24 protein-coding genes and 1 pseudogene are annotated in these 26315 nt (G+C 71.2%); 17 read left to right on the plus strand and 8 right to left on the minus strand.

The annotated features are described in order from the left end of the window. Window positions 1–662 precede the first annotated feature (662 nt). From ACT54X_RS26845 to ACT54X_RS26865, 5 genes are all read left to right on the plus strand, one after another. Window positions 663–2564 (plus strand): ATP-binding cassette domain-containing protein, encoded by a 1902-nt coding sequence (locus tag ACT54X_RS26845; protein WP_476349595.1) that lies wholly within the window; start codon window positions 663–665, stop codon window positions 2562–2564. 171 nt (window positions 2565–2735) lie between these two features. Then, complete coding sequence (locus ACT54X_RS26850; RefSeq protein WP_476349597.1) at window positions 2736–4496, plus strand: phospholipase D-like domain-containing protein; 1761 nt, start codon at window positions 2736–2738, stop codon at window positions 4494–4496. A gap of 169 nt (window positions 4497–4665) precedes the next feature. After that, a complete protein-coding gene (locus tag ACT54X_RS26855) occupies window positions 4666–5922 on the plus strand; it encodes a serine hydrolase (protein WP_476349599.1) in 1257 nt (418 codons plus the stop codon). Further along, complete coding sequence (locus tag ACT54X_RS26860; protein WP_476349601.1) at window positions 5852–6904, plus strand: serine hydrolase; 1053 nt, start codon at window positions 5852–5854, stop codon at window positions 6902–6904. Before ACT54X_RS26855 ends, ACT54X_RS26860 begins: the two co-directional genes overlap by 71 nt. Window positions 6905–6957: 53 nt before the next feature. Next, window positions 6958–7674 carry an MgtC/SapB family protein gene (locus ACT54X_RS26865; RefSeq protein WP_476349603.1) on the plus strand — a complete coding sequence of 239 codons (717 nt, stop codon included), beginning with the start codon at window positions 6958–6960 and terminating at the stop codon, window positions 7672–7674. Here the strand turns inward: ACT54X_RS26865 and ACT54X_RS26870 are convergent, their stop codons facing one another. Further along, window positions 7675–9111: an aminotransferase-like domain-containing protein gene (locus tag ACT54X_RS26870; RefSeq protein WP_476349605.1), complete on the minus strand. Its 1437-nt coding sequence runs from the start codon at window positions 9109–9111 to the stop codon at window positions 7675–7677. A 92-nt stretch (window positions 9112–9203) separates the two neighbouring features. Between ACT54X_RS26870 and ACT54X_RS26875 the strand changes: the two genes are divergently transcribed. The 10 genes and pseudogenes from ACT54X_RS26875 to ACT54X_RS26920 all read left to right on the plus strand — a co-directional run bounded on the left by ACT54X_RS26875 (window position 9204) and on the right by ACT54X_RS26920 (window position 17789). Beyond that, a complete protein-coding gene (locus tag ACT54X_RS26875; RefSeq protein ID WP_476349606.1) occupies window positions 9204–9803 on the plus strand; it encodes a LysE family translocator in 600 nt (199 codons plus the stop codon). Continuing rightward, window positions 9800–10669 (plus strand): annotated as a pseudogene (locus ACT54X_RS26880) (DMT family transporter); the annotation flags it as partial. The gene ACT54X_RS26875 and the pseudogene ACT54X_RS26880, both read left to right, overlap by 4 nt. A gap of 129 nt (window positions 10670–10798) precedes the next feature. Next, window positions 10799–12013, plus strand: coding sequence for an aminotransferase-like domain-containing protein (locus ACT54X_RS26885; RefSeq protein ID WP_476349657.1), 1215 nt, complete (start codon window positions 10799–10801; stop codon window positions 12011–12013). 22 nt (window positions 12014–12035) lie between these two features. After that, a complete protein-coding gene (locus ACT54X_RS26890; RefSeq protein WP_476349608.1) occupies window positions 12036–12653 on the plus strand; it encodes a DJ-1/PfpI family protein in 618 nt (205 codons plus the stop codon). 17 nt (window positions 12654–12670) lie between these two features. Beyond that, window positions 12671–13309, plus strand: coding sequence for a LysE family translocator (locus ACT54X_RS26895; RefSeq protein ID WP_476349610.1), 639 nt, complete (start codon window positions 12671–12673; stop codon window positions 13307–13309). A 37-nt stretch (window positions 13310–13346) separates the two neighbouring features. Beyond that, complete coding sequence (locus tag ACT54X_RS26900; RefSeq protein WP_476349612.1) at window positions 13347–14195, plus strand: PhzF family phenazine biosynthesis protein; 849 nt, start codon at window positions 13347–13349, stop codon at window positions 14193–14195. A gap of 25 nt (window positions 14196–14220) precedes the next feature. Then, window positions 14221–14862 carry a glutathione S-transferase family protein gene (locus ACT54X_RS26905; RefSeq protein ID WP_354321929.1) on the plus strand — a complete coding sequence of 214 codons (642 nt, stop codon included), beginning with the start codon at window positions 14221–14223 and terminating at the stop codon, window positions 14860–14862. Window positions 14863–14968: 106 nt separating this feature from the next. After that, complete coding sequence (locus ACT54X_RS26910; protein WP_476349615.1) at window positions 14969–15919, plus strand: PhzF family phenazine biosynthesis protein; 951 nt, start codon at window positions 14969–14971, stop codon at window positions 15917–15919. A gap of 89 nt (window positions 15920–16008) precedes the next feature. Continuing rightward, on the plus strand, window positions 16009–16992 hold the full coding sequence (locus ACT54X_RS26915; protein WP_294376086.1) for a threonine dehydratase: 984 nt from the start codon (window positions 16009–16011) through the stop codon (window positions 16990–16992). 122 nt (window positions 16993–17114) lie between these two features. Next, window positions 17115–17789 carry a histidine phosphatase family protein gene (locus ACT54X_RS26920; RefSeq protein WP_476349617.1) on the plus strand — a complete coding sequence of 225 codons (675 nt, stop codon included), beginning with the start codon at window positions 17115–17117 and terminating at the stop codon, window positions 17787–17789. Here the strand turns inward: ACT54X_RS26920 and cutA are convergent, their stop codons facing one another. From cutA to ACT54X_RS26935, 3 genes are read right to left on the minus strand one after another with little or no spacing between them, the layout of a single operon-like run. Then, window positions 17790–18125, minus strand: coding sequence for a divalent-cation tolerance protein CutA (cutA, locus tag ACT54X_RS26925; protein ID WP_234197889.1), 336 nt, complete (start codon window positions 18123–18125; stop codon window positions 17790–17792). A gap of 4 nt (window positions 18126–18129) precedes the next feature. Then, window positions 18130–18381, minus strand: a complete 252-nt coding sequence (locus ACT54X_RS26930) for a GlsB/YeaQ/YmgE family stress response membrane protein (protein WP_294376081.1) — start codon at window positions 18379–18381, stop codon at window positions 18130–18132. 48 nt (window positions 18382–18429) lie between these two features. Then, window positions 18430–20124 (minus strand): response regulator, encoded by a 1695-nt coding sequence (locus tag ACT54X_RS26935; protein WP_476349620.1) that lies wholly within the window; start codon window positions 20122–20124, stop codon window positions 18430–18432. 208 nt (window positions 20125–20332) lie between these two features. Here ACT54X_RS26935 and ACT54X_RS26940 point away from each other — a divergent pair, with 208 nt between their 5' ends. Further along, entirely contained in the window at window positions 20333–20953 is a 621-nt protein-coding gene (locus ACT54X_RS26940; RefSeq protein WP_476349622.1) for a YbhB/YbcL family Raf kinase inhibitor-like protein, read from the plus strand. A gap of 80 nt (window positions 20954–21033) precedes the next feature. Here ACT54X_RS26940 and ACT54X_RS26945 read toward each other — a convergent pair whose 3' ends face one another. Together ACT54X_RS26945 and ACT54X_RS26950 are read right to left on the minus strand one after the other, a co-directional pair. Continuing rightward, complete coding sequence (locus tag ACT54X_RS26945) at window positions 21034–21873, minus strand: creatininase family protein (RefSeq protein WP_476349624.1); 840 nt, start codon at window positions 21871–21873, stop codon at window positions 21034–21036. Then, window positions 21870–22856: a LysR family transcriptional regulator gene (locus tag ACT54X_RS26950; protein WP_476349626.1), complete on the minus strand. Its 987-nt coding sequence runs from the start codon at window positions 22854–22856 to the stop codon at window positions 21870–21872. The genes ACT54X_RS26945 and ACT54X_RS26950 overlap by 4 nt, the downstream gene beginning before the upstream one ends. 92 nt (window positions 22857–22948) lie before the next feature. Between ACT54X_RS26950 and ACT54X_RS26955 the strand changes: the two genes are divergently transcribed. Then, window positions 22949–23959 carry a zinc-binding alcohol dehydrogenase family protein gene (locus tag ACT54X_RS26955; RefSeq protein ID WP_476349628.1) on the plus strand — a complete coding sequence of 337 codons (1011 nt, stop codon included), beginning with the start codon at window positions 22949–22951 and terminating at the stop codon, window positions 23957–23959. Between the two features lie 58 nt (window positions 23960–24017). Here ACT54X_RS26955 and ACT54X_RS26960 read toward each other — a convergent pair whose 3' ends face one another. Next, window positions 24018–24893 carry an isocitrate lyase/PEP mutase family protein gene (locus ACT54X_RS26960; protein WP_476349630.1) on the minus strand — a complete coding sequence of 292 codons (876 nt, stop codon included), beginning with the start codon at window positions 24891–24893 and terminating at the stop codon, window positions 24018–24020. 159 nt (window positions 24894–25052) lie between these two features. Further along, the gene (locus ACT54X_RS26965; protein WP_294376064.1) at window positions 25053–26261 is read right to left on the minus strand and encodes an ABC transporter substrate-binding protein; all 1209 of its coding nucleotides are present in this window, start codon (window positions 26259–26261) and stop codon (window positions 25053–25055) included. Between the last annotated feature and the right edge of the window lie 54 nt (window positions 26262–26315).

Below are 26315 nucleotides of genomic sequence, written 5' to 3' on the forward strand. Positions count from 1 at the left end.
CCACTCTCTCAAACCCCTCACCAGCCAAACTCAGCAACCAAAGGCTACGTATCAGTCAGCGAGCCCGCCAGTATACGGCGCTGGCTGACAAAGATGCAAGCCCCGTCTGACAAGAAATCGCATTTCACCTCGGATGCCCGGTGCGTGGCTGATGGCTTCAGCTTCGCCCCGGAGCTTGGAGGCTCTTTCTGGATGGTCTTAGTTGGCGGACGGGTGGGGCAGCCGAGCCCGTGACCCACACTCGCAGCACTCGGCATCCTGCGCGTATGCCCGCGCCACGCAGCTGACGCGGCGCTGCGCGCCGGCCGTGCGTACGTGAGCAGGGGGATGAACAATCTCTTTTCGGGCCCGTTCTTCGTCAAAGTGCGTCGCCTGCTCCCGCGTGGCGCCGCCGTGCAGGGCAAGTGAAAAACACATGGTGCCCAAGTCTCGTGGGCGTGCTGCCCGCTGTCGCCACTAGCTGCCGCTGCGCCATCCTGCGTAACGCGCAAAGTGGGCGGCCTACTGGGTACCTGTATGGAGAGAATCACGAGGGATGGATAAAGCGCCTCCGGCGGCTCAAAGGTGAGCGGGCTCTGCATTCAGTCCACTCCGTGCGCCCGAGACACCTTGTGCCCCGGCCACCGGGCAACGCTGCGGCACGCTTCGATAATCTGCGCCCAATGGCACTTATCACCTTACTGGACGCACAGCTGGCCTTCGGCCATGTGCCGCTTCTCGACCACGCCGATTTCTCGCTGCAGGCCCAGGAGCGCGTCGGCCTGATCGGCCGCAACGGCGCGGGCAAGTCGTCCCTGCTCAAGATCCTCGGTGGTCTGGAGAAGACCGACGACGGCACGATGCAGGTGCAGCAGGGGCTGCGCGTGGCCTATGTGGCCCAGGAGCCAGTGCTCGACGCAGGGCACAGCGTGTTCGATTCCGTCAGCGATGGACTCGGAGAGATCGTCGCACTGCGCGCCCGCTACCTGGCTGGCGGCGAGGGCGATGACCTGGACGCGCTGCAGTCACAGATCGAGGCGCAGGCGGGCTGGAACTGGGAGCAGCGCGTCGACGAGACCCTGCACCGCCTGAACCTCGCGCCGGACGCGCGCATCGGCGCGCTCTCCGGCGGCATGCGCAAGCGCGTCGCCCTGGCCCAGGCCCTGGTGGCGGCGCCCGATGTGCTGCTGCTCGACGAGCCGACCAACCACCTGGACCTCGAAGCCATCGAGTGGCTCGAACAGCTGCTGCTCGCCTTCAAGGGCAGCGTGGTCACCATCACCCACGACCGCGCCTTCCTCGACGCCGTGGCCACGCGCATCGTCGAGCTGGATCGCGGCCAGTTGCGCAGCTACCCGGGCAACTTCGCGCGCTACCAGGTACAGAAGGAAGAGCAGCTCGCCCAGGAAGCCGTGATCAATGCCAAGGCCGACAAGCTTCTTGCGCAGGAAGAGGTGTGGATCCGCAAAGGCGTCGAAGCCCGCCGCACGCGCAGCCAGAGCCGCATCGGCCGACTGGAGACGCTGCGCAGCCGCCGTGCCAGTCGGCGCGAGGCGCTGGGGCGCGTCAAGATGGATGTGGCCAGCGGCCTGCCCAGCGGCAAGATCGTGGCCGAGCTCACCGAGGTGACCAAGCGCTACGGCGAGCGCACCGTGGTGCGCGACTTCTCCGCCACCATCCTGCGCGGCGACAAGGTGGGGCTGATCGGCCCCAACGGTGCCGGGAAGACCACGCTGCTCAAGCTGATCCTGGGCGAGATCGCGCCCGACGCGGGCCGCCTGCGCCAGGGCGCCAATCTGGAGGTCGCCTATTTCGACCAGATGCGCGACGCACTGGACCTGGACGCGACGCTGGAGGACTTCATCAGCCCCGGCAGCGAATGGATCGAGATCGGCAAGCAGCGCAAGCACGTCAAGAGCTACCTGTCGGACTTTCTCTTCTCCCCGGCCCGCTCGCAGTCCCCCGTGCGCTCGCTGAGCGGCGGCGAGCGCAATCGGTTGCTCCTGGCGCGCCTGTTCGCGCGGCCCGCCAACGTGCTCGTGCTGGACGAGCCGACCAACGACCTGGACATCGACACCCTCGAACTGCTCGAAGAGCTGCTGCAGGACTATGAAGGCACCGTCTTTCTGGTGAGCCATGACCGCGCCTTCCTGGACAACGTGGTGACGAGCACCATCGCCGCGGAGGGCGATGGCCGCTGGCGTGAGTACGAAGGTGGCGTGCAGGATTGGCTGATCCAGTCGCGGCGCGCGCGCGAAATCGCGGCCGCATCGGCCGCCGCGACAACGTCGAGCGACCCCGCGGCGGCGCCAGCCACGGCAACGCCGCCTGTCGCCGACGCCACCACTGCGGCCCCGCGCCGCAAGCTCAGCTACAAGGAGCAGCGCGAACTCGACGCGCTGCCCGCGCGCATTGCGGCCCTGGAAGCCGAGCAGAAGACGGTGCAGACCGAACTCGAACGCGGCGGCGGCGCCATCTACGGCACCGACCCCGGCCGGGGCGCCCAGTTGGCGCAACGCTTCGCGCAGATCGAGGAAGAACTGCTGGAAGCGCTGGAGCGCTGGGAAGTGCTCGAGGCCCGCTGAGCGCCGGAGGCCGCGCCCAGGGCGCCAGAAGCGGCGAGAGCACGTCCCGCCACGTTGCGCAAAGCGCCTCAGAAAAAGGCGCCTTCCGTCGCGCGAAGCGCCCCCTTGTCCGACACGGCGACGCACCACCCCGGGCTATACCGCGGGCACCATGCCTGCCAGCCCCGTGCAATGCCACCTTCACTGACCCTCCGTCGCCGGACATTGCGCCGCGGCGCCGGTGCCGCCCTGCTCGCTGCGGCCGCCCTGCTGGGCGCCACCGTGGGGGGCTGCACCAGCCTGCCGGAGAACGTGAACCGGCCCGTGTCGCAGGCCCTGCCACCGGCGACGGACGGCCCGCTCGCCGCGTTCATCCAGCAGAACGGGTCGGACAAGCCGGCCACCTCTGTCGCCGCGCCGCGCACCACCTCCGGCTTCATGCTCATCGACGGCCCGCAGGCCGCCTATTCCAGCCGGCTCGCCCTCGCCGAGCAGGCCCAGCGCAGTCTGGACCTGCAGTACTACGCGATCCACGCCGACGCCAGCACCGGTCGCCTGATGCGTGCCGTGCAGGACGCCGCCGGGCGCGGCGTGCGGGTGCGCATCCTGATCGACGACTTCCACAGCGCGGGCCGCAATGCGCTGGTGCTGGGCCTGGCGGATACGCCCAACGTGCAGATCCGGCTGTTCAACCCGCTCGCCGGCGCTCGCGCCTCGTCCATCGGCCGCGTCGTCGTCTCCTTGGGCGACATAGGCCGCATCCAGCAGCGCATGCACAACAAGCTCTTCATCGCGGACAACACGCTGGGCATCACCGGCGGGCGCAACCTGGGCGATGCCTACTTCGGCCTGGGCGGCGACGCCGGCAACTTCGTCGACCTGGACGTGCTGGCCGCCGGCCCCATCGTGCAGCAGATGTCCAAGAGCTTCGACCAGTACTGGAACGACGAGCGCGCCTATCCCGTCGAGTCGCTGGTGGACCGCAAGGAGATGGACCGCATCCGCGAGAAGGCCGCCGAAAGCGGGCGCTCGGGCGCCAGCGGGGGCGCGCAAGGTGCGCCCTCCCCGCCCGACGGAGAGCCGCGCCCGGATGCGCAAAGCGCTGCCGCCTTCGGCGACAGCAAGGCTGCCCAGCGCCCGGGCTGGGACGAACAGCCCATGGACCTGAAGACAGTGAAGTTCACGTGGGCGCCCGCGCTGCTGCTGGTCGACCGGCCCGGCAAGATCCCTGCCGACGAGCAGGCCAAGGAAGGCCCCGCGCCGGCCAAGCCCGACGCGCCGCACGGCGAGATGCCGGCAGGCGAGACGGTGGTCGAGGGCGTGCTGCCCCTGATCGCCCAGGCCAGGCAGGACCTGGTCATCGTCTCGCCCTACTTCGTGCCGGGCAAGGAGATCCGCAACGCCTTCGCCAAGGCCCGCGAGCGGGGCGTGCGCATCCGCGTGCTGACCAACTCGCTAGCGTCCAACGATGCGCCGGTGGCCCATGTGGGCTATGCGCGCCACCGCACCGACCTGCTGGACATGGGCGTGGAGCTCTACGAGATGCGCGCCGACCAGGCCGGCCTGCGCCAGGCGCTGGGCACGGGCAGCGGCGTGACGGGCGGCATGGGCGAATCCAAGGCCATGCTGCATTCCAAGTTCATCGTGCGCGACGGCCGACTGCTGGCCATCGGCTCGATGAACCTCGACCTGCGATCGCAGAAGCAGAACACCGAGATCGCGCTGGTGATACGCAGCCCCGAGCTGTCCGCCGAGGCCGCGTCCATCGTCGAGAAGAGCCTCAAGGAAGGCGCCTGGAAGGTGGAACGCGATCCGTCGGCCGGCGGCGCACTCGTCTGGCGGGCGCCGGCCGGCAGCGGCCTGCAGGATGCCCACACGGAGCCCGACACCAGCGCAAGCCTGCGCGCCTTGCTGTGGCTGATCGGCCCCCTCGCGCCCGACTCGATGTTGTGACCTGTCGCCAATGCCCGCGCCCGTCCAGTCGGCGCGGCGGGCCAGGCCCCCCTTTCCGGCGCGGGTCGACCAGCTCGCTCGCCACGCAGACCACCCTTGCCAACGCATTACGGCTTCCGACTTCCGCCACCGACTTCCCACCGCAACCTTCGCGCAACCCGACGACCCGATGCGCCCTTCCGTCCTCCATCGCCTGTGCCGCCTCATGCGCCTGCCCGGTGCTCCGGCCTTTTTGCTTTCGCTGTGTGCAGCCGCGACCGCCGAGGTGCAGCCGCTCGCGCCGGCGCCCGTCACCGTGCCCGGCACGCCGTCCCACGTGACGCCGGTGCCGTCGGTCGTGCCGGCACTGCCTCCGACGTCGAGCACGGGCGCGGACTGGCGGGCCCGCATGGCCAGCGCCATGCAGCAACTGGACGGAGGGCCACAGACCGGCATCGGCGTGTACGTGCTGGACCTGGGCAGCGGCCAGTCCTTCGGCCACCGGGCGGACGAGCGCTGGTACCTGGCCTCCATGGTCAAGGTGCCGGTGGCCATCGCCGTGCTGCAGGCGGTCGAGCGCGGCGAGATCTCGCTGGACACCACCGTCACCCTGAGGGCGGGCGACCGGGTGGACGGCGCGGGCGCCACGCTGCGTCAGCCATTGGGCGCGTCGCTCAGCGTGCGCTGGCTCATGGGCCAGATGATCATCTACAGCGACAACACGGCCACCGACATGCTGATCGACCTGGTCGGGCTGCAGGCTGTGAACGGCGTGGCGCAAACGCTGGCGCCGCGTGGCATTGCACGCATCACGCCGCTGGCCGAGGTGCGGCGCCAGGTCTATGGCCAGCTCACGCCCGCGGCCAGCCACCTGTCGGGCAACGACCTGCTGACCCTGCACCGCGCCGGCAGCGACGCGGCGCGGCGCCGCCAGCTCGCCGAACTGCTGGCCCTGTCACCCGGCCAGCTCAAGGCCGGCTCCCTCGAGGCCGCCTACGACGCCTACTACACCGAAGGCCTCAACAGCGGCCGTCTGGATGCCTATGCCCAGATCCTCGTCGCCCTCGCCGAGGGTCGCGCGCTGGGCGCCGAGGCCACGCAGACGCTGCTCAAGCTGATGGAAGACGTCGTCACCGGCCCGCAGCGGCTGCGGGCCGGGCTGCCGCCGCAGGCGCGCTTCGCCCACAAGACCGGCACCCAGCGCCGCCGCATCTGCGATGCCGGCCTGGTGCGCATGCCTGGCTCAGACGCCCGGCACCCGGTGGTGCTGGTGGCCTGCGTCCGCGACGCACCCAGCCTGACCCGCGCCGAACATCTTCTGGCCCAGACGGCCGCCGCCCTGTGCCGATCCGGATTGCTCACGCAAGGAACCCTCGATGCGCCCACCTGCCCTGCTTTCATGCCTGACGATCGCCACGGCGCTGCTGCTGCCGGCCTGGCGCGCTGAGGCCGCCGAAGACGGCGCCTGGCAGCAACGCCTGGCCGAGCGCATCGCGCGCATCGACCAGCAGACGCCCGGGCGCCTGGGCGTCTACGTCAAGCGCCTGTCGGACGGCAGCGAGATGAACCATGGCGCCGACCAGCGCTGGTACCTGGCTTCCATGGCCAAGGTGCCGGTCGCGCTGGCCGTGCTGCGTCAGGTGCAGGACGGCCGCCGCTCGCTGGACGACGAACTGGCGCTGGAAGACGGCGACCGCATCGACGTGGGCAACATCGTCTGGAACGAGACCGGCACCCGCTACAGCCTGCGCACGCTGATCGAACGCATGCTGCTGGAAAGCGACAACACGGCCGCCAACATGCTGATCCGCACCGTGACCGTGCAGACGCTCAACGACGGCACGCGCCAGGCCATGGGCACGCCCAACGTCACGCTGACCACCTTCGCGCAGGTGCGGCGCGACGTGTATGCCGAGGTGCACCCGAAGGCGCGCGACCTGGACAACCGCACGCTGGTGCGCATCGCCTCGGCCCGCAACGGGCCAGCGCGTGTGGAGGCCATCCGCCGCGCCGTCGACGTGAAGCGCACCGACCTCGCCACCACCGGCATGGACGAGGCCTACGAGCGCTACTACCGCCGCGACCTGAACACCACCACGCTGATCGCCTATGGCGCCATACTGGAGCGGCTGGTGCGCGGCCAGGTGCTGCCCGACGCGCCGCCGCGAGCGCTGCTCTACAAGGCGATGAAGCACGGCATCTACACCGGCTACCGGCTGCAGGCCGGCCTGCCGCGCGACCATGCCTTCATCCACAAGACCGGCACCCAGCACCGCCGGGCCTGCCATGCCGGCGTGCTCGACCCGGACGACCTGCAGAAGGCGCTGGTGATCGTGGCCTGCACGGCCGACCTGGACGAGCAGAAGCAGGCCGGGCCGGTGCTGGAATCGGTGGGGCGGGCGATCCGGCAGGTGGCGCTCGGCGGCTGAGCGCCGCCGTCACAGGGATGGTGGATGATGCGCGCCCACGCGCCCGTCATCCCATGCAAGCCATCCAGAACTTCAACCTTCCTTCCCTGCTCGACACGCTCGTGAGCATCGGCTCGGCCTTTCTGCTCGGCGGCATGATCGGGCTGGAGCGGCAGATCCGCCAACGCACGGCCGGACTGCGCACCAACACGCTGGTGGCCGTCGGCGCGGCGGTGTTCGTGGACATGGCCAACCGGCTGCATGGCAGCGATGGCGCGGTGCACGTGGTGGCCTACGTAGTGTCGGGCATCGGCTTCCTGGGCGCGGGCGCCATCATGAAGGAAGGCGCCAACATCAGCGGGCTCAACACGGCGGCAACGCTGTGGGGCTCGGCGGCGGTGGGCGCCTGCGCCGGTGCCGACCTGCTGGGCGAAGCGATCGTCGCCGCCCTCTTCGTGCTGGCCAGCAACACGCTGCTGCGGCCGGTAGTCAACCGCATCAACCGCCAGCCGGTGGTGGAAGAGATCACCGAGGCCGCGTACTCCGTCTACGTGATCTGCGCGCGCGCCGTGCAGGCGCAGATGCGCGAGGAACTGGTGGAGCGTCTGGCCGCCGCCAGCTATCCGGTGCGCGAGATCGACCAGCATCCCTTCGGCCAGGGCGATGCGGAGATCGAGGCGGTGCTCTATGCCACGGCGGTGGAGGCGGACGAGCTGGACCGGGTCACGCAGGCCATCGAGGCACTGCCCGGCGTGCACCAGGCCTTCTGGAGCGCCAGCGCCGAAGACTGATCAGCGCATCGCGTCCCGCGTGCGGCCGAAGGCCTTCCAGAAGCCGGCGTCCTGCGCGGTGGCGAAGTTGATGCGCATCAGCGTGGTGGGCTGGCGCCGCGCATGGAACAGCGAGCCCGGCGCCAGCAGGTAACCCTGGTCCAGCATGCGCTGGGTGAGCGTGTCGGTATCCACGCCCGTGTCCAGCCAGCCGAAGAGGCCCGCCGGCTCCGAAGCCAGCGTGCAGCCGTGGGCCAGCGCCAGCTTGACGGCGCGGCCGCGGGCGCCGTCCAGGCGCAGGCGGATGCGCTCCACATGGCGGCGCAGCTGGCCCTGGTCGATGCACCAGGCCAGCGCCCGCTCGAACAGGGCCGGCGTGGTCAGCGTGGCCAGCAGCTTGGTCTCCAGCAGCCGCTCCACCAGCGGCGGCGCGGCCGCCAGGAAGCCGATGCGCCAGTTGGGCGCCAGCACCTTGGCGAAGCCGCTCACATAGATCACGCGCTGCAGGCCGTCGAGCACGGCCAGCCGGGTCGCATGCTCGGGCGCGAGGTGGCCGTAGGTGTCGTCCTCGACGATATGGAAGTCGTGCTGCGCCGCCAGCTGGAGCACGCGGTGGGCACTGCCGGGCGACAGGCAATGGCCGGTGGGGTTGTGCAGCACGCTGACGCTGACGAAGAGCTTGGGCGCATGGGCTTCGCAGTAGCGCTGCATGACGGCCAGGTCGGGCCCGTCGGCACGGCGCGGCACGGGCAGCACGCGCATGCCCAGGGCCTCCAGCCGGGCGAATTCGACCGCCCAGCCGGGCTCCTCGACCATCACCGGATCGCCGGCGCGCAGCAGGGTGCGGCTGACGATGTCCAGCGCATGGGTGGCGCCCACGGTGCTGACGATCTGCGCCGGCGTCACCGGCAGCTGCAGGCCGGCCAGCTTCTGCGCCAGGCTGGCGCGCAGCGTGGCGTCGCCGGCCGGATCGCCGTACTGCAGCGAGAACTCGCGCAACGCCGCGGGGCCCGTCACCCGGCGCACGGCGGCGGGCATGAAGCTGCTGTCCAGCCAGTCGGGCGGCAGCACGCCCATGCCGGGCTGCGGCTTGTCGCTCTGGCGATGGAACATGCCGCGGATCAGCGTGCTGGCATCGGCCGGTGCGGCTGGCGGCGCGGCCAGCACGGTGGCGACCGGCGCGGCCGGCGCCGCGCCGCGGGCATGGGGCTCGGCACGGTCGGCCGCCTCGGCCTGCCGCACGAAGAAGCCGCGCTGGCGGCGCGCCTCCACCAAGCCCTGCGCCAGCAACTGGTCGTAGGCGGCGACCACGGTGTGCGGGCTCACGCTGTGCTGCCGGGCGCATTCGCGCACCGACGGCAGGCGCGCGCCGGGCGCCAGCAGGCGGTTGCGGATGCGCTCGGCAAACAGCGCGGCCAGCTGCTCGGTGAGGGTCTGGCTGTGGGTGCGGGTGAGCATGTGTGTTGGTGCGCCCACCGATACAGATGGGCCTGTTTGTTCGAGAAACTGTACTGCTTCTGTACTGGCGCCAAAGTGTAGAGTGGGCCTCCATGACCTGGCAAGAATTCACCGCGCTGCTGGTGCTGGCCTCGGCGATGAGCTTTTCGCCGGGCCCCAACACCACGCTCTCGACCACGCTGGCGGCCAATGGCGGTCTGCGCCGGGCGATGCGCTTCGTCTGCGCGGTGCCGGTGGGCTGGAGCCTGCTGCTGTTGCTGACGGCGGCCGGTCTGGGCGCCCTGGTGACCGCGGCGCCTGCACTGCGGCTGGCCGTGAAGGCCGCGGGCATCGCCTATCTGCTGTGGATGGCCTGGCGCCTGTGGGGCGCGGACCGGATGGCGCAGGCCTCGGCCGCGCAGTTGCGGGTGGGCTTCTGGCAGGGCGTGGGCCTGCAGTTCGTCAACATCAAGGCCTGGCTCCTGGCCCTGGCCATCGTGGCCGGCTGGGTGAGCGGGCAGGCGCAGCCGATGGTGCGCACGGCCATCGTGACCGGCGTGATGATCCTCTTCGCACTCGCCAGCAACCTGGCCTATGCGGCCGCCGGCGCCCTGTTGCGCGGCTGGCTGGCGCAAGGGCGGCGGCTCTTGATGTTCAACCGGGCGATGGCGCTGCTGCTTCTGCTGACAGCGGCGTGGATGGTGAAGGCATGAGCGCGAGCACGCATGCCCGCGACCAGCGCCTGGGCCTGTGGCTGGGGATCCTGGGCGTCGCCGTGTTCGGCATCACGCTGCCCGCCACCCGCCTGGCCACGGGCACGGCCGAGGCGCCGCAGCTCTCGCCCTGGTTCGTCACCCTGGGCCGTGCGGCGCTGGCGGGGCTGCTGTCGGCCGCCTTCCTGCTGGTCACCCGCTCGCCACTGCCGCAGCGCCAGCACTGGCGACCGCTGGCCTTCGCCACGCTGGGCAATGCCCTGGGCTATCCGTTGCTGCTGGCGCTGGCCCTGCGTACAGTCACGGCCGGCCATGCGGCCGTGGTCACGGCCCTGCTGCCGCTGGTGACCGCCGTGATCGCCGCGATGGTGCTGCGCCAGCGGGCGCACTGGGGCTTCTGGCTGTGCGCGGTGGCCGGCAGCGCGCTGGTGATCGTGTTCTCGCTGCTGCGCGCCTCGCCGCAGGGCGGCTTCGGCCTCGATCCCGCCGACCTGCTGCTCGTGGGCGGCGTGGTGGCCGCCTCGGCTGGCTACATCTATGGCGCGCAGGTCACGCCGGCGCTGGGTGCGGAGCGCGTGATCTGCTGGGTCTGCGTGCTGGCGCTGCCGGTGACGCTGCCCGCCACCTTCGTGCTGTGGCCCACCGCGCCGGTGGCGCCGGTCGCCTGGGGCGGCCTGGTGTACCTGGGCGTGTTCTCCATGTGGGCGGGCTTCTTCGCCTGGTACCGTGGGCTCGCGCTGGGCGGCGCGCTGCGCGTGAGCCAGGCGCAGCTGCTGCAGCCCTTCTTTTCCATCCTGGCGGCGGTGCCCATCCTGGGCGAGCGCATCGACGCCATGACGCTGGGCTTCGCCCTCGCCGTGGTGGCGACGGTGCTGCTCGGCAAGAAGCTCGCCCAGCCGCCCGCCGCCGCGCGCGCGGTCGCCGACTCACCCTCTTGCAAAACCCTGCCGGGTCCACCGAGGCCCGGCCCGACAACGACCGACAAGGAGCCCACCATGACCCACTGGAAACTCGCCGCCCGCGCCGAGAAGATGAACCCCTCCGCCATCCGCGAGATCCTCAAGGTGACGGAGCGGCCCAACGTGATCAGCCTGGCGGGTGGCCTGCCCTCGCCCAAGACCTTTCCGGTCACCGAATTCGCGGCCGCCTGCGCCGAGGTGCTGGCCACCGACGGCCAGGGCGCCCTGCAGTACGCCGCGAGCGAGGGCTACGCGCCGCTGCGCCAGGCCGTGGCCGACATGCTGCCCTGGGACGTGGAGGCCGACCAGGTGCTGATCACCACCGGCTCGCAGCAGGGCCTGGACCTGATCGCCAAGGTGCTGATCGACCCGCAAGCCAAGGTGCTGGTGGAGACGCCCACCTACCTCGGCGCGCTGCAGGCCTTCAGCCCCATGGAGCCGCAGGCCGTCAGCGTGGCCAGCGATGCCGAAGGCGTGCTGCCCGAAGATCTGAGCGCGAAGGCCGCCGGTGCGCGCTTCATCTACCTGCTGCCCAACTTCCAGAACCCCACCGGCCGCACCATGAGCGAGGCGCGCCGCGCCGCCGTCTCGGCCGCCGCCCAGGCCGCGGGCCTGCCCATCATCGAAGACAACCCCTACGGCGAGCTGTGGTTCGACGAGGCGCCCCCGCTGCCGCTGACGGCGCGCAACCCCGAGGGCTGCATCTACCTCGGTTCCTTCTCCAAGGTGCTGGCGCCGGGCCTGCGGCTGGGCTTCCTGGTCGCCCCCAAGGCGCTGTACCCCAAGCTGCTGCAGGCCAAGCAGGCGGTGGACCTGCACACGCCCATCTTCACTCAGCGCATGGTGAGCACGGTGATGCAGGGCGGCTTCCTGGAGCGGCATGTGCCAAAGATCCGCGCGCTCTACAAGGCGCAGCGCGACGCCATGGTGGACGCCCTGCAGCGCGAGATGAAGGGCCTGGACGTCGAATTCAACGTGCCCAAGGGCGGCATGTTCCTGTGGCTGCGCATGCCCGAGGGCATCGACGCGACGGCGTTGCTGACCCAGGCGGTGGAGCGCAACGTGGCCTTCGTGCCCGGCTCGCCCTTCTATGCGGGCGAGCCCGATCCGCGCACGCTGCGCCTGTCCTTCGTGACCGCCACCGAGCAGCAGATCGCGACCGCCATCGCCGCCCTGGCCGAGACGGTGCGCGAGGCGCTGGCCCACCGCGCCGCGGCGCAGGTTCAGCAGCAACTGGCCGCCGCCCACTGACGCCGTCGCCGAGGCCAGAACCATGCACATCGCCATCCTCACCTTCGACGGTTTCAACGAGCTCGACTCGCTGATCGCGCTGGGCGTGCTCAACCGCATCAAGCGGCCCGGCTGGCGCGTCACACTGGCCGCGCCCACGGCCCGCGTCACGTCGATGAACGGCGTCACGCTCGACGCCACCGCCACGCTGGAAGAAGCCGCTCAGGCCGACGCCGTGCTGGTGGGCAGCGGCATCCGCACGCGCGAGGTGGTGGCCGATGCGGCACTGATGGCGCAGCTGCGGCTCGACCCGGCGCGCCAGCTCATCGGCGCCCAGTGCTCCGGCACGCTGGTGCTCGCGCGCCTGGGCCTGCTGGGCACGGTGCCCGCCTGCACCGACCTCACGACCAAGCCCTGGGTGCAGGAGGCCGGCGTGCGCGTGCTCGACCAGCCCTTCTTCGCCGACGGCAACGTGGCCACGGCCGGCGGCTGCCTGGCCTCGCCCTACCTGGCCGCCTGGCTGATCGCGCGCAGCGAAGGCATCGCCGCGGCCCGCGACGCGCTGCACTACGTCGCGCCCGTCGGCGAGAAGGACGACTACGTGGCCCGCGCGATGGCCGCCGTCGCGCCCTACCTGCCGGCGGCCATGACGCCCGCCTGATCAACGGAGATGCACCCATGATCGCCGCCACCACCCTGGGCCTCTTCCTGCTGGCCGTGCTCGCACTGCTGGCGTCGCCCGGGCCGAACATGGCCTTCATCCTGGCGCAGGGCGCGGCGCACGGGCCACGCGGCGCCTTTGCCGGCGCCATCGGCATTGCCCTGGCCGACCTGGTGCTCGCGCTGGCGGCCGCCAGCGGCGTGGCCGCGCTGATGGCTGCATGGCCCCCGGCCTTCGACCTGCTGCGCTGGGCCGGTGCGGCCTACCTGGTGTGGCTGGGCGTACAGGCCCTGCGCGCCGGCTCCGGTGCGGCAGCAGCACACCGCGCCGGACCCTGGCGCGGCCTGCACATCGCGCGCATGGGCTTCTTCCATACGCTGATGAATCCCAAGGCGCTGCTCTTCTTCGTCGTCTTCCTGCCGCAGTTCGCGCATCCCGACCGGGTGCCGGTCGGCGTGCAGATGGTGCAGCTCGGCGCCGTCATGGCGGTCGTCTCGCTGGCCTTCAACACCTCGCTGGGCAGCGCAGCCGGCCTGGTGGCGCGGCGCATGGCCGCAGGCGAAGGCAGTGTGCGCTTGCGCCAGCGGCTTCTGGCCAGCGTGATGTTCGGTCTGGCGCTGCGGTTGCTGGTGATGGCGCGCCCTGCCGTGGCCTGATCGCGCTTCCCCGGCGCACTTCCAAGCTCTAGACACCATGAATGTCCAGCACATCGCCGCCTTCTCCGACGGCCCACGCGGCGGCAACCCGGCGGGCGTCGTGATCGGCGACGGCCTGCCCGACGACGGGCAGATGCAGCAACTCGCCACCACGCTCGGCTATTCCGAAACCGTGTTCGCCGCGCCGATGACGGACGGCGCCTGGCGGGTGCGCTACTTCTCTCCCGCCGCCGAAGTGCCCTTCTGCGGCCACGCCACCATCGCTCTGGGCGCCGCACTGGCGCGAGAGTACGGCGATGGGACGTTCGCGCTCACGCTCAACGCCGCGCGGATCACGGTGGAGGGAAGCCGCGACCGCCCATCGGCTGCCGGCCTCATGCAGGCCGCGCTGCAGTCGCCGCCCACGCGCAGCCAGCCCCTGGACGCCGCCTGGAAGGCCGAGGCCCTCGCGCTGTTCGGCCTGGCCGAGTCCGACCTGGACCCGCGCCTTCCCGCGGCCCTGATCCACGGCGGCGCCGACCACTTTCTGCTGGCCTTGCGGGACCGGGCCCGGCTGGCCGCCATGCACTACGACTTCGAGACCGGGCGCGAACTGATGCAGCGCGCAGGCCTGGCGACGATCGTGCTGGCGCATGCCGAAAGCCCCCAGCGCTTCCATGTGCGCAATCCCTTCGCAGGCGGTGGCGTCTACGAAGACCCGGCCACCGGCGCCGCTGCCGCCGCGCTGGGCGGCTACCTGCGCGACCGGGGCTGGCCCCATGGCGGCACCATCGCCATCACGCAGGGCGAGGACATGGGCGTGCTCTGCCGCCTGCAGGCGGATATCGCTCCTACGCCGGGCGCTTCGATCCGCGTGCGCGGCACCGCCCGCATGATGACCCCCTGACCCGCTTCGACAAGGAAACCGACCCATGCTCAATCTCTGGGGCCGCATCAGCTCGATCAACGTGCGCAAGGTGGTGTGGTGCGCGCAGGAACTCGGCCTGGACTTCCAGCGCACCGAGGCCGGCGGCGCCCACGGCCTGGTGCACACGCCCGAATACCTGGCCCTGAACCCCAACGCGCTGGTGCCGCTGCTGCAGGACGGCGAGGGCGACGCCCGCTTCGTGCTGTGGGAAAGCAACGTCATCGTGCGCTACCTCTGCGCCCGCCATTCGCACGGACTCATGTATCCCGAGCCGCTGGAGGCGCGCTTCGACGCCGAACGCTGGATGGACTGGCAGCAGACCACGCTCAACCCCGCGGGCCGCGATGCCTTTGTGCAACTGGTGCGCGTGCCGGCCGCCGAGCGCGATGTGCAGGCCGTCGCCGCCTCCATCGCCGCGACCGAGCCGCTGATGGCCATGCTGGATGCCCACCTGGCCGGCCGCGACTTCATGACCGGCGAGCGCTTCACCATGGCCGACATCCCGGTCGCCTGCGAAGTGCATCGCTGGTTCGGCCTGCCGCCGGCCGAGTACCGCCGCCCGGCCTGGCCGAACTTGGAGCGCTGGTTCGATGCGCTGCGCACCCGGCCGGCCGCCCTCGGCGTGCTGGATCTGGCGCTGGCCTGATCCGCCGCGGGCCCGCCCGCGACACCTGGCGCCCGACCAGCGCCCGCAGGCGCCCCGGCGCCGCCCCCTCCGCTTCCTCCTTCATTTCCGCTTCCCGAGTCCCGCCATGAGAACCCGCCCCTTCCGCCAGCCCGACGTCTTCACCGACACGCCCACCCGCGGCAATCCGGTCGCCGTGGTGCTGGACGGCCAGGACCTGGACGACGAGGCCATGCAGCGCTTCGCGCGCTGGACCAACCTGTCGGAAACCACCTTCGTGCTGCCGCCCACCGCCGAAGGCGCGGCTGGCGGCGCGGACTACCGCGTGCGCATCTTCACCCCCGGCGGCGAGCTGCCCTTCGCCGGCCATCCCACCCTGGGCACCTGCAGCGCCTGGCTGGCCCATGGCGGCCGACCGCGGCAGGCCGGGCGCATCGTGCAGCAATGCGCCATCGGCCTGGTGCCGATCCGCACCGAGGGCGAACGCCTGGCCTTCGCCGCGCCGCCGCTGCAGCGCAGCGCGCCCAGCCCCATGCTGCTGTCCAAGGTGGCGGCGGCCATGGGCCTGAAGGCCTCGCAGATCGAGGCGGCGCAGTGCCTCAACAATGGGCCGGTCTGGCTCGGTCTGCTGCTGGACAGCCCCGAGACGGTGCTGGCGCTGCGGCCGGATCACGCGGCGCTCAAGGCGCTGGGCCAGAAGGTGGGCGTGGCGGCACGCACGGACGCCCAGGATGCCGGCGCACCACCGCTCATCGGCCGCGCCAACCGCGAGGCCCGCGCCTTCGGGGCGCGCAGCAGCACGGCGGCCGCCGCAGCAGTGGCCGCGCCGTCGGTCGATCTGGAGGTGCGCGGCTTCGCCGCCCCCATCGGCGTGGAGGAAGACCCGGTGACCGGCAGCCTCAACGCCAGCCTGGCGCAGTGGCTCATCGCCGATGGCCTGATGCCGACGCGCTACGTCGCCGGCCAGGGCCAGTGCCTGGGCCGCGACGGCCGTGTGCATGTGGCGCAGGACGCCTCGGGCCAGATCTGGATCGGCGGCGACGTGGCCGACTGCATCGAGGGCCAGGTGCTGCTCTGACCCCAGCCCGCACCGGCCTCATCCGCACCTTCCGGGCGCCCGACTGCCTTCTGCTCCGGCCTGTTCGCCCGCACCTTCGAGGATCCCCCATGCGCTTCACGCCCGACGACATCGCGGCCGCACTGGCCACCGTGCGCAGCGCCCTGCCTCCCACGCCGCAGTACCGCTGGCCGCTGATCGAGCAGGCGCTGGGCACCGAGACCTGGATCAAGCACGAGAACCACACGCCCGTGGGCGCCTTCAAGGTGCGCGGCGGGCTGACCTATTTCGAGGAACTGCGCCGCACCCAGCCCGCGGTACGGCATGTGATCAGCGCCACGCGCGGCAACCATGGCCAGTCGGTCGGCTTCGCGGCCCGGCGCCACGGCCTGCAGGCCACCATCGTGGTGCCGCACGGCAACTCGGTCGAGAAGAACGCCGCCATGCGCGCCCTGGGCGTGGAGCTGGTCGAGCACGGCGACGACTTCCAGGCCGCCGCCGACCATGCGGCCGCGCTGGCGGCGCAGCACGGGCTGCACCGCATCCCCTCCTTCCACCGCGACCTGGTGCGCGGCGTGGCCACGGCCTACGTGGAATTCTTCGAGGCGACGAAGGCGGCCGGCGGCGCGCCGGACGTGCTCTTCGTGCCGATCGGGCTGGGCTCGGGCTTCGCCGGTGCCGCGGCGGCACGGGCCCACTGCGGCGTGTCCACGCGGCTGGTGGGCGTGGTGTCGGCGCATGCGGACGCCTGCCTGCAATCCTGGCGCAGCGGCACGCTGGTGGAATCGCCCGCCACCACGCGCATCGCCGACGGCATGGCCTGCCGCACGCCGGTGGCCGAGTCGGTGGCCGTCGTGCGCGCGCAGGCCGAGGACGTGGTGGCCGTCACCGACGACGAGGTGGCTGGCGCGATGCGCCTGCTCTACACCGCCACGCACAACGTGGCCGAAGGCGCCGGCGCCGCCGCGCTGGCCGCGGCGCTGCAGCAGCGGGGCCGCTGGGCAGGCCAGCGCATCGGGCTGGCGCTGACCGGCGGCAATGTGGATGCGCCCCTGTTCGCCGAGGTGCTGACTGCGGGCGCCAACGAGGGCTGAGGATTGCCTCCCTCTCCCGCAAGGGGAGAGGGAGCGAGGCCGGGTCACCGAAGCGACGGCCACCGCGCATACCGTCCCACGCGCGACAAGCGCCGCCCGCCCGCTTTGGACAATCGCCCGCCATGGGAACGCTCTACCTCGTGCGCCACGGCCAGGCCTCCTTCGGCTCCGACGACTACGACCGCCTCAGCGAACTCGGCCACCGCCAGGCCGAGCGGCTGGGCGAATACTGGCGCGAGCGCGGCATGCGCTTCGATGCCGTCATCACCGGCACCCTGCGCCGCCACCGCGAGACCTGGGAAGGCATCGCCCGCGGCATGCAGCTGCCGCCGCAGGACGTGCTGCCCTGGCCGGGCCTGAACGAATACGACAGCGAGGCGGTGGTCGCCACGATCCATCCGGAGAAGCTGCCCAAGGCCGACACGCCCGAGCTGTACAAGGCCCACTTCCGCCTGCTGCGCCAGGGCCTGTCGGCCTGGATGAGCGGGCAGGCGGCGCCCGTGGGCATGCCGAGCTATGTGGACTTCCTGGCGGGCGTGACGACCGCGCTGGACCATGTGCGCGACCGCCACCATGGCGCGAAGGTGCTGGTGGTGAGCAGCGGCGGGCCGATCTCGACGGCGGTGGGCCATGTGCTGGGCACCTCGCCCGAGACCACCATCGAGCTGAACCTGCGCATCCGCAACACGGCGGTCACCGAATTCGCATTCACGCCCAAGCGGCACATGCTGGTGACCTACAACACGCTGCCGCACCTGGACGGCCCCGCGTACGAGAAGTGGGTGACGTACGCCTGATCAGGCAGCGGCAGGCGGCTCGGCCGTGGCCTCGGCCAGCCAGCGCAGATAGGCCGGCGAGCCGGCCGTGATGGGCAACTGCACCACCTCGGGCACGGCATAGCTGTGTCGCTCCTGGATCAGCGCCTGCAGTGCCTCGAAGCGGCCCGCGCGCGTCTTGCAGATCAGCAGCCACTCGGGCTCGCGGCGGGTCTCGCCTTCCCAGCGGTAGACGCTGCGCACCCGCTGGATCTGCACGCAGGCTGCCAGGCCCGCCTCGACCATCGCGCCGGCCAGGTCCTCGGCCTCTTCCTCGGTGCCGGCCGTGGTCATCACCACGCATGCGGTGTCGGTCATGGTTTCAGCGGCGGCGGCCGGCCACCATGCCCCAGACGAACAGCAGGACGACGGCACCGATGACCGAGGCGATGAAGCCGGCCGGCTGCCCCACCGTGTACCAGCCCATCGCCTGGCCCAGGTAGGTGGCGATGAAGGAGCCCACGATGCCGATCAGCGTGGTGACGATGAAGCCCGCCGAGTCGTCGCCCGGCTTGATGGCGCGCGCCACGAGGCCGACGATGAAGCCGATGAGGATGGTGCCGATGATGCCCATGGTGATCTCCTTGAAGGGGTTGGAAAGGAAGGAAGGGAAACGGGTGGCTCAGTGCAGCTTACCGGGATTGCCGCCCGCCGCTGCGGGCGCCAACGCCCGGGCCACGCAGGCCGCGAGCGCAGAGATCTCGAAGGGCTTGATGAGGATGGACTGCGTGCCCAGCACACGCCCCACCTGCGCCATGTCCGCATAGCCGGTGGCCAGCACCACGGGCACGGCGCCCACGCGTTCGCGCGCATGCACGATGAACTCGGCGCCGGTCATGCCCGGCATGGCGTAGTCCACCACCATCAGGTCGGGCCTGGGCTGGGCGCCCAGCACCTCCAGCCCCTGGCGCCCGTCGGCCGCCTGCGTGACCCGGCAGCCCAGCAGGGACAGGCTGTCGGCGATGACGCGGCGGACCTCGGCGTCGTCCTCGACCACGAGCACCGAGCGGCCGGCGGCCAGGGCCTGGACCTCGGCCTCGGGCGGCGGCGGCGCGTCGGCGGCCGGGACGGCCGCGGCGGGAAAGAGCAGGTCCACCCGGGTGCCGTGGCCTTCCACGCTGTCGATGGCGGCTTCGCCGCCCGACTGCCGGGCGAAGCCATACACCTGGCTCAGGCCCAGTCCGCTCCCGCTGCCCAGGGGCTTGGTGGTGAAGAAGGGATCGAAGACCTGGCCCAGCACGCCGGCCGGGATGCCGGCGCCGGTGTCCTGCACCTGCACGGCCACATAGTCGCCGGCGGGCAGGCCGCCCGCAGCCTCGCGCTGCACATGCCCGGTGCGCACCGTGAGCACGCCGCCGGCCGTCATGGCCTCGCGCGCATTGACGGCCAGGTTGATCAGCGCCATTTCCAGCTGGCTGGCGTCCAGCACGGCCCAGCAGGGCGCCGGGTCGAGCGCCAGCTCCACCCGCACGGCCGAGCCGACCGAGACGGCGATCAGCTCGCGCATGCCCTCGATCAGCCCATTCACATCCAACAGCCGCGGCAGCAGCGACTGCTTGCGCGAGAAGGACAGCAGCTGGCTGGTCAGACGCGCACCCTTGGCGACGGCGCCGCGGGCGCGTCCGCTGATTTCCTGCACCTTGGCCTCCTTGGAGATTCGGCCGAGCAGGTCCAGGTTCATCTGCACCACGTGCAGCAGGTTGTTGAAGTCATGGGCGATGCCACCGGTGAGCCGGCCGACGGCTTCCATCTTCTGCGCCTGCAGCAGGGCGGCCTGCGCGCGCTCGCGCTCGCCGATCTCGGCCATCAGCCGGTCGTTGGCGCCGGCCAGCTCGCGCGTGCGCTCGGCAATGCGCGCCTCCAGCCCCGTGTTCAGGCGCTGCACCTCGGCGCGGGCCGCCTCCAGCTGTTCGATCTGCTGGCGCATCGTGTACTGGCGGTGGCGCTGTCGAACGGCGGCGTGGACCGCGCGCGTCAGCGTCTCGTCGCAGGCGGGATGGTCGACCACCACCACATTGCCGAGCTCACGCAGCCGTGCCATCGCCTCGGGCGTATGGCCGTCCTGACTCATCAGCACGACGAAGGGAAAGTCCGACCATGCCGGCTGGGCCGACAGCCAAGTTTGCAGCGTCGCTTCGGGCAGCAGGGACAGGGAAGGGCCGGTCAGCAGGGCGGCGGCAGCGCCTTCCTGCAGATGCGTCATGAGCACCGCCAGCGAAGGACAGGCCACGGCGTTGAGCCCCAGGCCGCGCGCGATGCGGGCCAGCATGTCGGCGTCCGCCGCCTCCGGCGCATGGATGAGAACGCGGCGCTCCATGGCTCAGCGTGTGGCCACCGCCACAGGATCGACGACACACACGGCAGGGCAGCAGGACATGAAGGCAGGAAAACCGGACAACGAAAAACCAACGCGACCGTGCGTCGCTCGGGACAGCACAACCGTCGCAATGTAGGGAGGGCGTCCGGCGGCGCGTGTCGCTCGAAGTCCTACATCCGTGTGGGCCAGTTGCGCCTACCTTGGCGCCATGCTCGAAAAACTTCCTGGGGCCATCGGCCAGGCGCTGGCCGGCGTACGCGCCGGCCTGGACGACATCGTCTTCAACACGGTGGGCCTGCGCGCGGGCCACGGCACGCTGCAGCTGAGCAGCCTGGCCTTCGGGGACCATGCGCCGATTCCGCAGCGCTATACCGCCGATGGCGAGGGGCTCTCCCCGCCGCTGGCCTGGACCGGCGTGCCGGCCGGCGTGGCAGAGCTGGTGTTGATCGTGGAAGACGCCGATTCCCCCACGCCGCATCCGCTGGTGCACGCCATCGCGGTGGATCTGCCGCCCGAGGACGGCCACCTGGCCGAAGGCGTCTGGCCCAGCCCGGACCACGAGGGCGCGGGCCTGCATGCCGGCCGCAATTCCTACCTGCAGGCCGCCTGGCTGCCCCCCGATCCGCCGCCGGGCCATGGGCCGCACCGCTATGCCTTCCAGCTCTATGCCCTGGCCGAAGGCGAGGCCTTGGGCGATACGCCGGGCCGCGACGCGCTGGTGGAGGCCATCCAGGCGCGCGCCGTCGCCAGCGGCCTGCTGATCGGCACCTACGAGCGGGGCGACGGCAGCATTCCGGTGGGAGACGCGCCGGCCGTGGCCGCCGGCTGAACAGGCAGCCGCTGGGCAGCGGTGTCCCGCTTGGAAATCGGCTGGGACGGCGACCCTCGATAGGCCGACACCCGGATGACTCAGCGCCGCGGCGGATCGGCGCCCAGCGTGGACAGCGGCAGGCGCGACACCTCTTCCAACGCCTGCGCCAGCCCCCGCGCCGCGGCGTCGAGCAGCGCGCGGCCCTGCGCCTCGGTGGCAGCCGCGGCATTGCCGGCAGCGCCTTCGGGGTGGTAGTCCTGCATGGCCCAACCCAGCTTGGCGCTGCGGCCGTTGCCGAGGATGGCGTACTCCCACGCCCGCGCGCGCGAGGTGGATGGGAAGTCCTTCACTGCCTCGCGCCGCACCTGCTGCGGCGCCAGCGCCAACATCAACGCCGTCTCGAACTCGCCCGCATGCACATCGAAGCGGTCCGGCACCAGCGCCTGGCCGGTTGCGGCATCCGTCAGCGGCAGGTTGAACCAGCTCAGGCTGTAGACGATCAGGTCGTGCGCCTCGCGCAGCTCGCGCGCGGCGATGTCCATCGCGCCGGTGTGGCCGCCGTGGGCATTGAAGAGCACCAGCTTGCGCACGCCCGCGCGGGCGACACCGGCGCCGATCTCCTTCCACAGGCGCAGCACCGTCTCCGACGACAGGGTGAGCGTGCCGGCGAATCGGGCATGTTCGGGGCTCAGGCCCACGGGTAGCGTGGGCAGGAACAGCGCAGGCAGGTCGGCCGGCAACAGCGGCAGCGCGGCCTGCACGATGCCGTCGGCGATGACGGTGTCCACGCCCAGCGGCAGATGCGGGCCATGCTGCTCGGTGGCGCCCAGCGGCAGCACCGCGACGGTGGTGGCCGGGTCCAGCGTGGCGAAGTCGCGGGTGCCGAGTTCGGCCCAGAAGCGGGGGAGCGTCGGCGGCATGGCGGGCTTGGCGGTCATGCGGCGATGTTAGGCCGGCCTGCCGCCCTGCCGGCCCCCGCATCCGCGCCGCCCCCGGCGGTGGCGATGCCGGCGGGATCGTCGGCCAGCCACTGCGCCAGCCAGTCGGCCAGAAAGTCCACCAGCGCCCGCACGCGTGCGGGCACGAAGCGGTTGCTGGGCAGCAGGGCATGTAGCGGATAGGCCTCCGTGTCCCAGTCGGGCAGCAGCCGCACCAGGGCGCCGCTGTCCAGGTCGGCCCGCACGTCCAGGTAGGACTTGAAGGTGATGCCCACGCCGGCGACCGCCCATTCGCGCGCCAGCGAGGCGTCGTCGGCATGGCGGTCGCCATCGATGCGCACCGCCACCCACTGGCCGCCCTGGCCGAAGCGCCACTCGCGCTGGCGTCGGCCGCCGCGGTGAAAGCTCAGGCAGTTGTGTTGCACCAGGTCCTGGGGCAGGCGAGGTGTGCCGCGCCGCTGCAGGTAGGCGGGCGCGGCGCAGAGCACGGGCCGGGTCTGCGCCAGCGGGCGCGCCACCAGCCGCGAATCGGCCAGCGGGCCATAGCGCAGGGCCAGGTCCACCTCATCGCGCATCACGTCCAGCGGCCGGTCACCCACCGACAGCGCCAGTTGCACGCCGGGATGCCGGGCCAGGAATTCGTCGAAGGCGGGCAGCAGCACGCGGCGCGTGAGGTCCGAAGGCGACGCCACCCGCAGTGTGCCGACCAGCTCGCCGCGGCCTGCGGCCACCTGCGCCTCGGCCTCGGCCAGCAGCTCGAAGGCGCGGCCGGCGTAGTCCAGCAGCGTCTGGCCCTCGGCGGTGAGCCGCAGGGCCCGCGTCGAGCGCTCGAAGAGCCGCGCACCCAGCTGCGACTCGACCCGTTTGAGCGCCGCGCTGGCCGCCGCCGGCGTCAGGCCCAGCGTGCGGCCGGCGGCACTCAGCGAGCCGCTGCGCGCCGCTTCCTGCACCAGCCGCAGGTCGGCGAGATTTTCAATTCCCATTTGAAGATGATGCCACTGGCGGGCGGCTTATCAATGCCGGACGCAGAACCTAGAGTCACGCCATCGCAACGTCCCTTCTTCGGAGAACGCCCATGAAAGCCATCGGCTACCGCCAGAACCTGCCCATCGAACAACCGGAATCGCTGATCGACCTCGATCTCCCCGAACCGCAGCCCGGCCCGCGCGACCTGCGCGTGCGGGTGGCCGCCATCTCGGTGAACCCCGTCGACACCAAGGTGCGCCGCCTTGCCGCGCCCGAGGCCGGCCAGGCCCGCGTGCTCGGCTGGGACGCCGTGGGCACGGTCGATGCCGTCGGCAGCGACGTCACCGGCTTCGCGCCCGGTAACCGGGTGTATTACGCCGGCTCCATCGCACGGCCTGGCGCCAACAGCGAGCTGCACCTGGTGGACGAGCGCATCGCCGCCCGTGCGCCCGCCACGCTCGGCGACGCCGAGGCCGCGGCCCTGCCACTCACGGCCATCACGGCCTGGGAGCTGCTGTTCGACCGTCTGCAGGTGCCGCGCGGCGGCGGCGCCGGCCAGACGCTGCTCATCACCGGCGGTGCCGGCGGCGTGGGCTCGATCCTGATCCAGCTGGCGCGCCAACTGACGCAGTTGCGCGTGGTGGCCACCGCCTCGCGGCCCGAGACGCGCCAGTGGTGCCTGGACCTGGGTGCCCATGCGGTGATCGACCACAGCCGCCCGCTCGCCGCCGAATTGAAGGCGGCCGGCATCGACGCCGTGGACCTGGTCGCCAGCCTGACGCAGACCGCCCAGCACTATGCGCAGCTGATCGAGGCACTCAAGCCCCAGGGCCGGCTGGGCCTGATCGACGACATGCCGCAGCTCGACGCCATGCCGCTCAAGGGCAAGGCCATCTCGCTGCACTGGGAGATGATGTTCACCCGCTCGCGCTTCGAGACGCCCGACATGGCCGAGCAGGGCGCATTGCTGGCCGAGGTGGCGCAGCTGGTCGACACAGGCCGCCTGCGCACCACCCTGGGCGAGCACTACGGCCGCATCGATGCGGCCAACCTGCGCCGCGCACATGCCTTCGTCGAGAGCGGCCAGGCGCGGGGCAAGGTGGTGCTGGAAGGCTTCTGAGCCACCGGCCCGTGGGCGGCGTGCGTGCGTGGCACGCCGGCCGGGCGCTTTGCCCGGCTCAGTCCTGCTGCTCGTAGTGCGCCTGCCGCGCCTCCATCGCTTCCCAGCCGATCACGCGCTTGAATTCGGCCATGGGCACCTGGCCGGCCGGCAGGCCGTCCACCTCGCCGCTGCGGCGCGCGGCCAGCGTGGCCAGGTTGGCCTGCAGCGCATGCACCGTGCTCATCAGCGTGACGATCGGATAGGTGGCGAAGGCCGCCACCGACTCCACCTGCTCGCGCGTGAGCTTCTCCATCCACAGGCCCTGCATCAGCTGCAGCGAGAGGCGGCGGCCCGACACCTCGCGCAGCTTCACCAGGTCCTCGTAGCCCTTGAAGGTGCGCGAGATCGGCTGGATGAGGTCGGCGCCCGCCTCGGCATAGCGCGCGGCGCGGTCCATGGCCTCGGCCGGGTCGAGCACATCGGTGCGCGCCACGATCAGGAAGTCCGGATCCTGCCGCGCGTCGACCGCGGCGCGGATGCGCGCCACCGCATCCTTGACCGGCACCACCGGCATCACCGAGGCAGCGGCGGGGCAGCGCTTGGGGCTGATCTGGTCCTCGATGGAGATGGCCGCCACGCCTGCCTTCTCGAACTCGCGCACGGTGCGGGCCACGTTGATCACGCTGCCGTAGCCGGTGTCGGCGTCCGCGAAGATGGGCTTCTTCACCACGTTGGCGATGCGATTGACCACCGCCACGTTCTCGGTGAGGGTGTAGACCTCCATGTCCGGCTGGCCCAGCAGCGAGGCCGAGATGCCGAAGCCGGTGGTGAAGATGCCGTCGAAGTCCGACTGGTCCACGAGCAGGGCCGACAGGGCGTCCTGCACGCCGGCCATCCAGAAGGTGGGGCCGTCGGTGATGCGTTGGCGAAGGGTCTGGCGCAGAGTGGGCACGGAGAATTCCTTGTCGAGCGTTGTTCGGATGATCGAGTGGCCGCGGAGCAGGCCATGCCAGGGCACCCGAGGAACTGGCTTTGCCAGGCCTCTGGGTGCGCCCCCCTCCAAGCCGAAGGCGCATGAGAGGGGGGAGCCGCGAAGCGGCATGGGGGGTGCTTATCTCTTCACCGGATCGATGTAGCCGCCCAAGGGCGCGAACTTGTCGCCCTTGAGTTCCATCAGCGCCACGCCGGTCTGGCCGCGGCGCGAATAGGGGCCGGCGTTCAGCGGCTGGAAGGTGATCTTGGGGCCGATCTTCTGGTCGAAGTCCTTCAGGCCGTCCAGCGCTGCCACGACCTTGGCGCGCGAGGGCTCGTTGCCGGCGCGTTGCAGCGCCTCCACGGCGACGGCCGCGGCCGAGTAGCCCATCAGCGCGTTCGACGACGGCGCCGACTTGGGATAGGTCTTCGTGTAGCGCGCGAAGAAGGACTGGATCGCCGGGTTGTCGCCCTCGATGGCGTCGTAGTAGGAGGCCACGTAGAGCTTGGATTGCGTCTTGCCCAGCAGCTCCACGAACTTGGGATCGTTCAGGCCGCCGGCACCGAAGACGGTGGGCTTCCAGCCCAGCTTCTCGGCGCTGCGGAAGAACTGCACCGCCTCCTGGCCCAGTGCATAGACCACGACCACATCGGGCTCAGCCTGCTTGAGCTTGAAGACCTGCGAGGTGAGGTCGGTGGCGAAGCGCTCGAAGCTCTGCGCCTCGACCAGCTTCATGCCGTGTTTCTCCAGCTGCTTGACGGCGATGTCGTAGGCCGGTTTGCCCCAGCCGTCATTCTGGTAGAGCATGGCCACCTTCCTGGCCTTGAGCGTGCCCACGGCATAGTCGATGTAGGCGGCCGTCTCGGTGGACTGCGGCGAGGGCAGCACATAGAGCAGCTCGCGCGGCGGCGTGCTGGTCAGGTCCGAGATGGACAGCGCGCCGATGGTGGGCACCTTCTTGGTCGAGCTGTATTCGTAGGCGCTCACGTTGGTGGCATGGCCGATGTTGCCCACCATGGCCAGCACGTTGTCGCGCTCGATCAGCAGCTTGGCATTGGCCACCGACTTGGCGGGCTTGAGCTCGTCGTCGTAGGTGATCAGCTTGATCTTGCGGCCGTTGACGCCGCCCTTCTCGTTGACCATGTCGAAGTAGGTGCGCATGCCCTCGTCCACGGCCTTGCCCATGTAGGCCAGCGTGCCGGACAGCGGCTGCGAAGAGCCGAGCACGATCTCCTTCTCCAGCACGCCTTCGTCCTTGTTCTCGAAGGCGGCGGCCGGCAGCGCGGCGGCGGCCAGCGCACAGGCGGCCGCGGCGATCAGGGTGCGGCGGGAATGCAGCGTCATCATGGGTGTGTCTCCTTGGGGTGGGTTTGTCGCGGAAGGAAGAAGCGCAAGGGAAGC

This window comes from Pseudacidovorax sp. DMC4, from assembly GCF_056314265.1.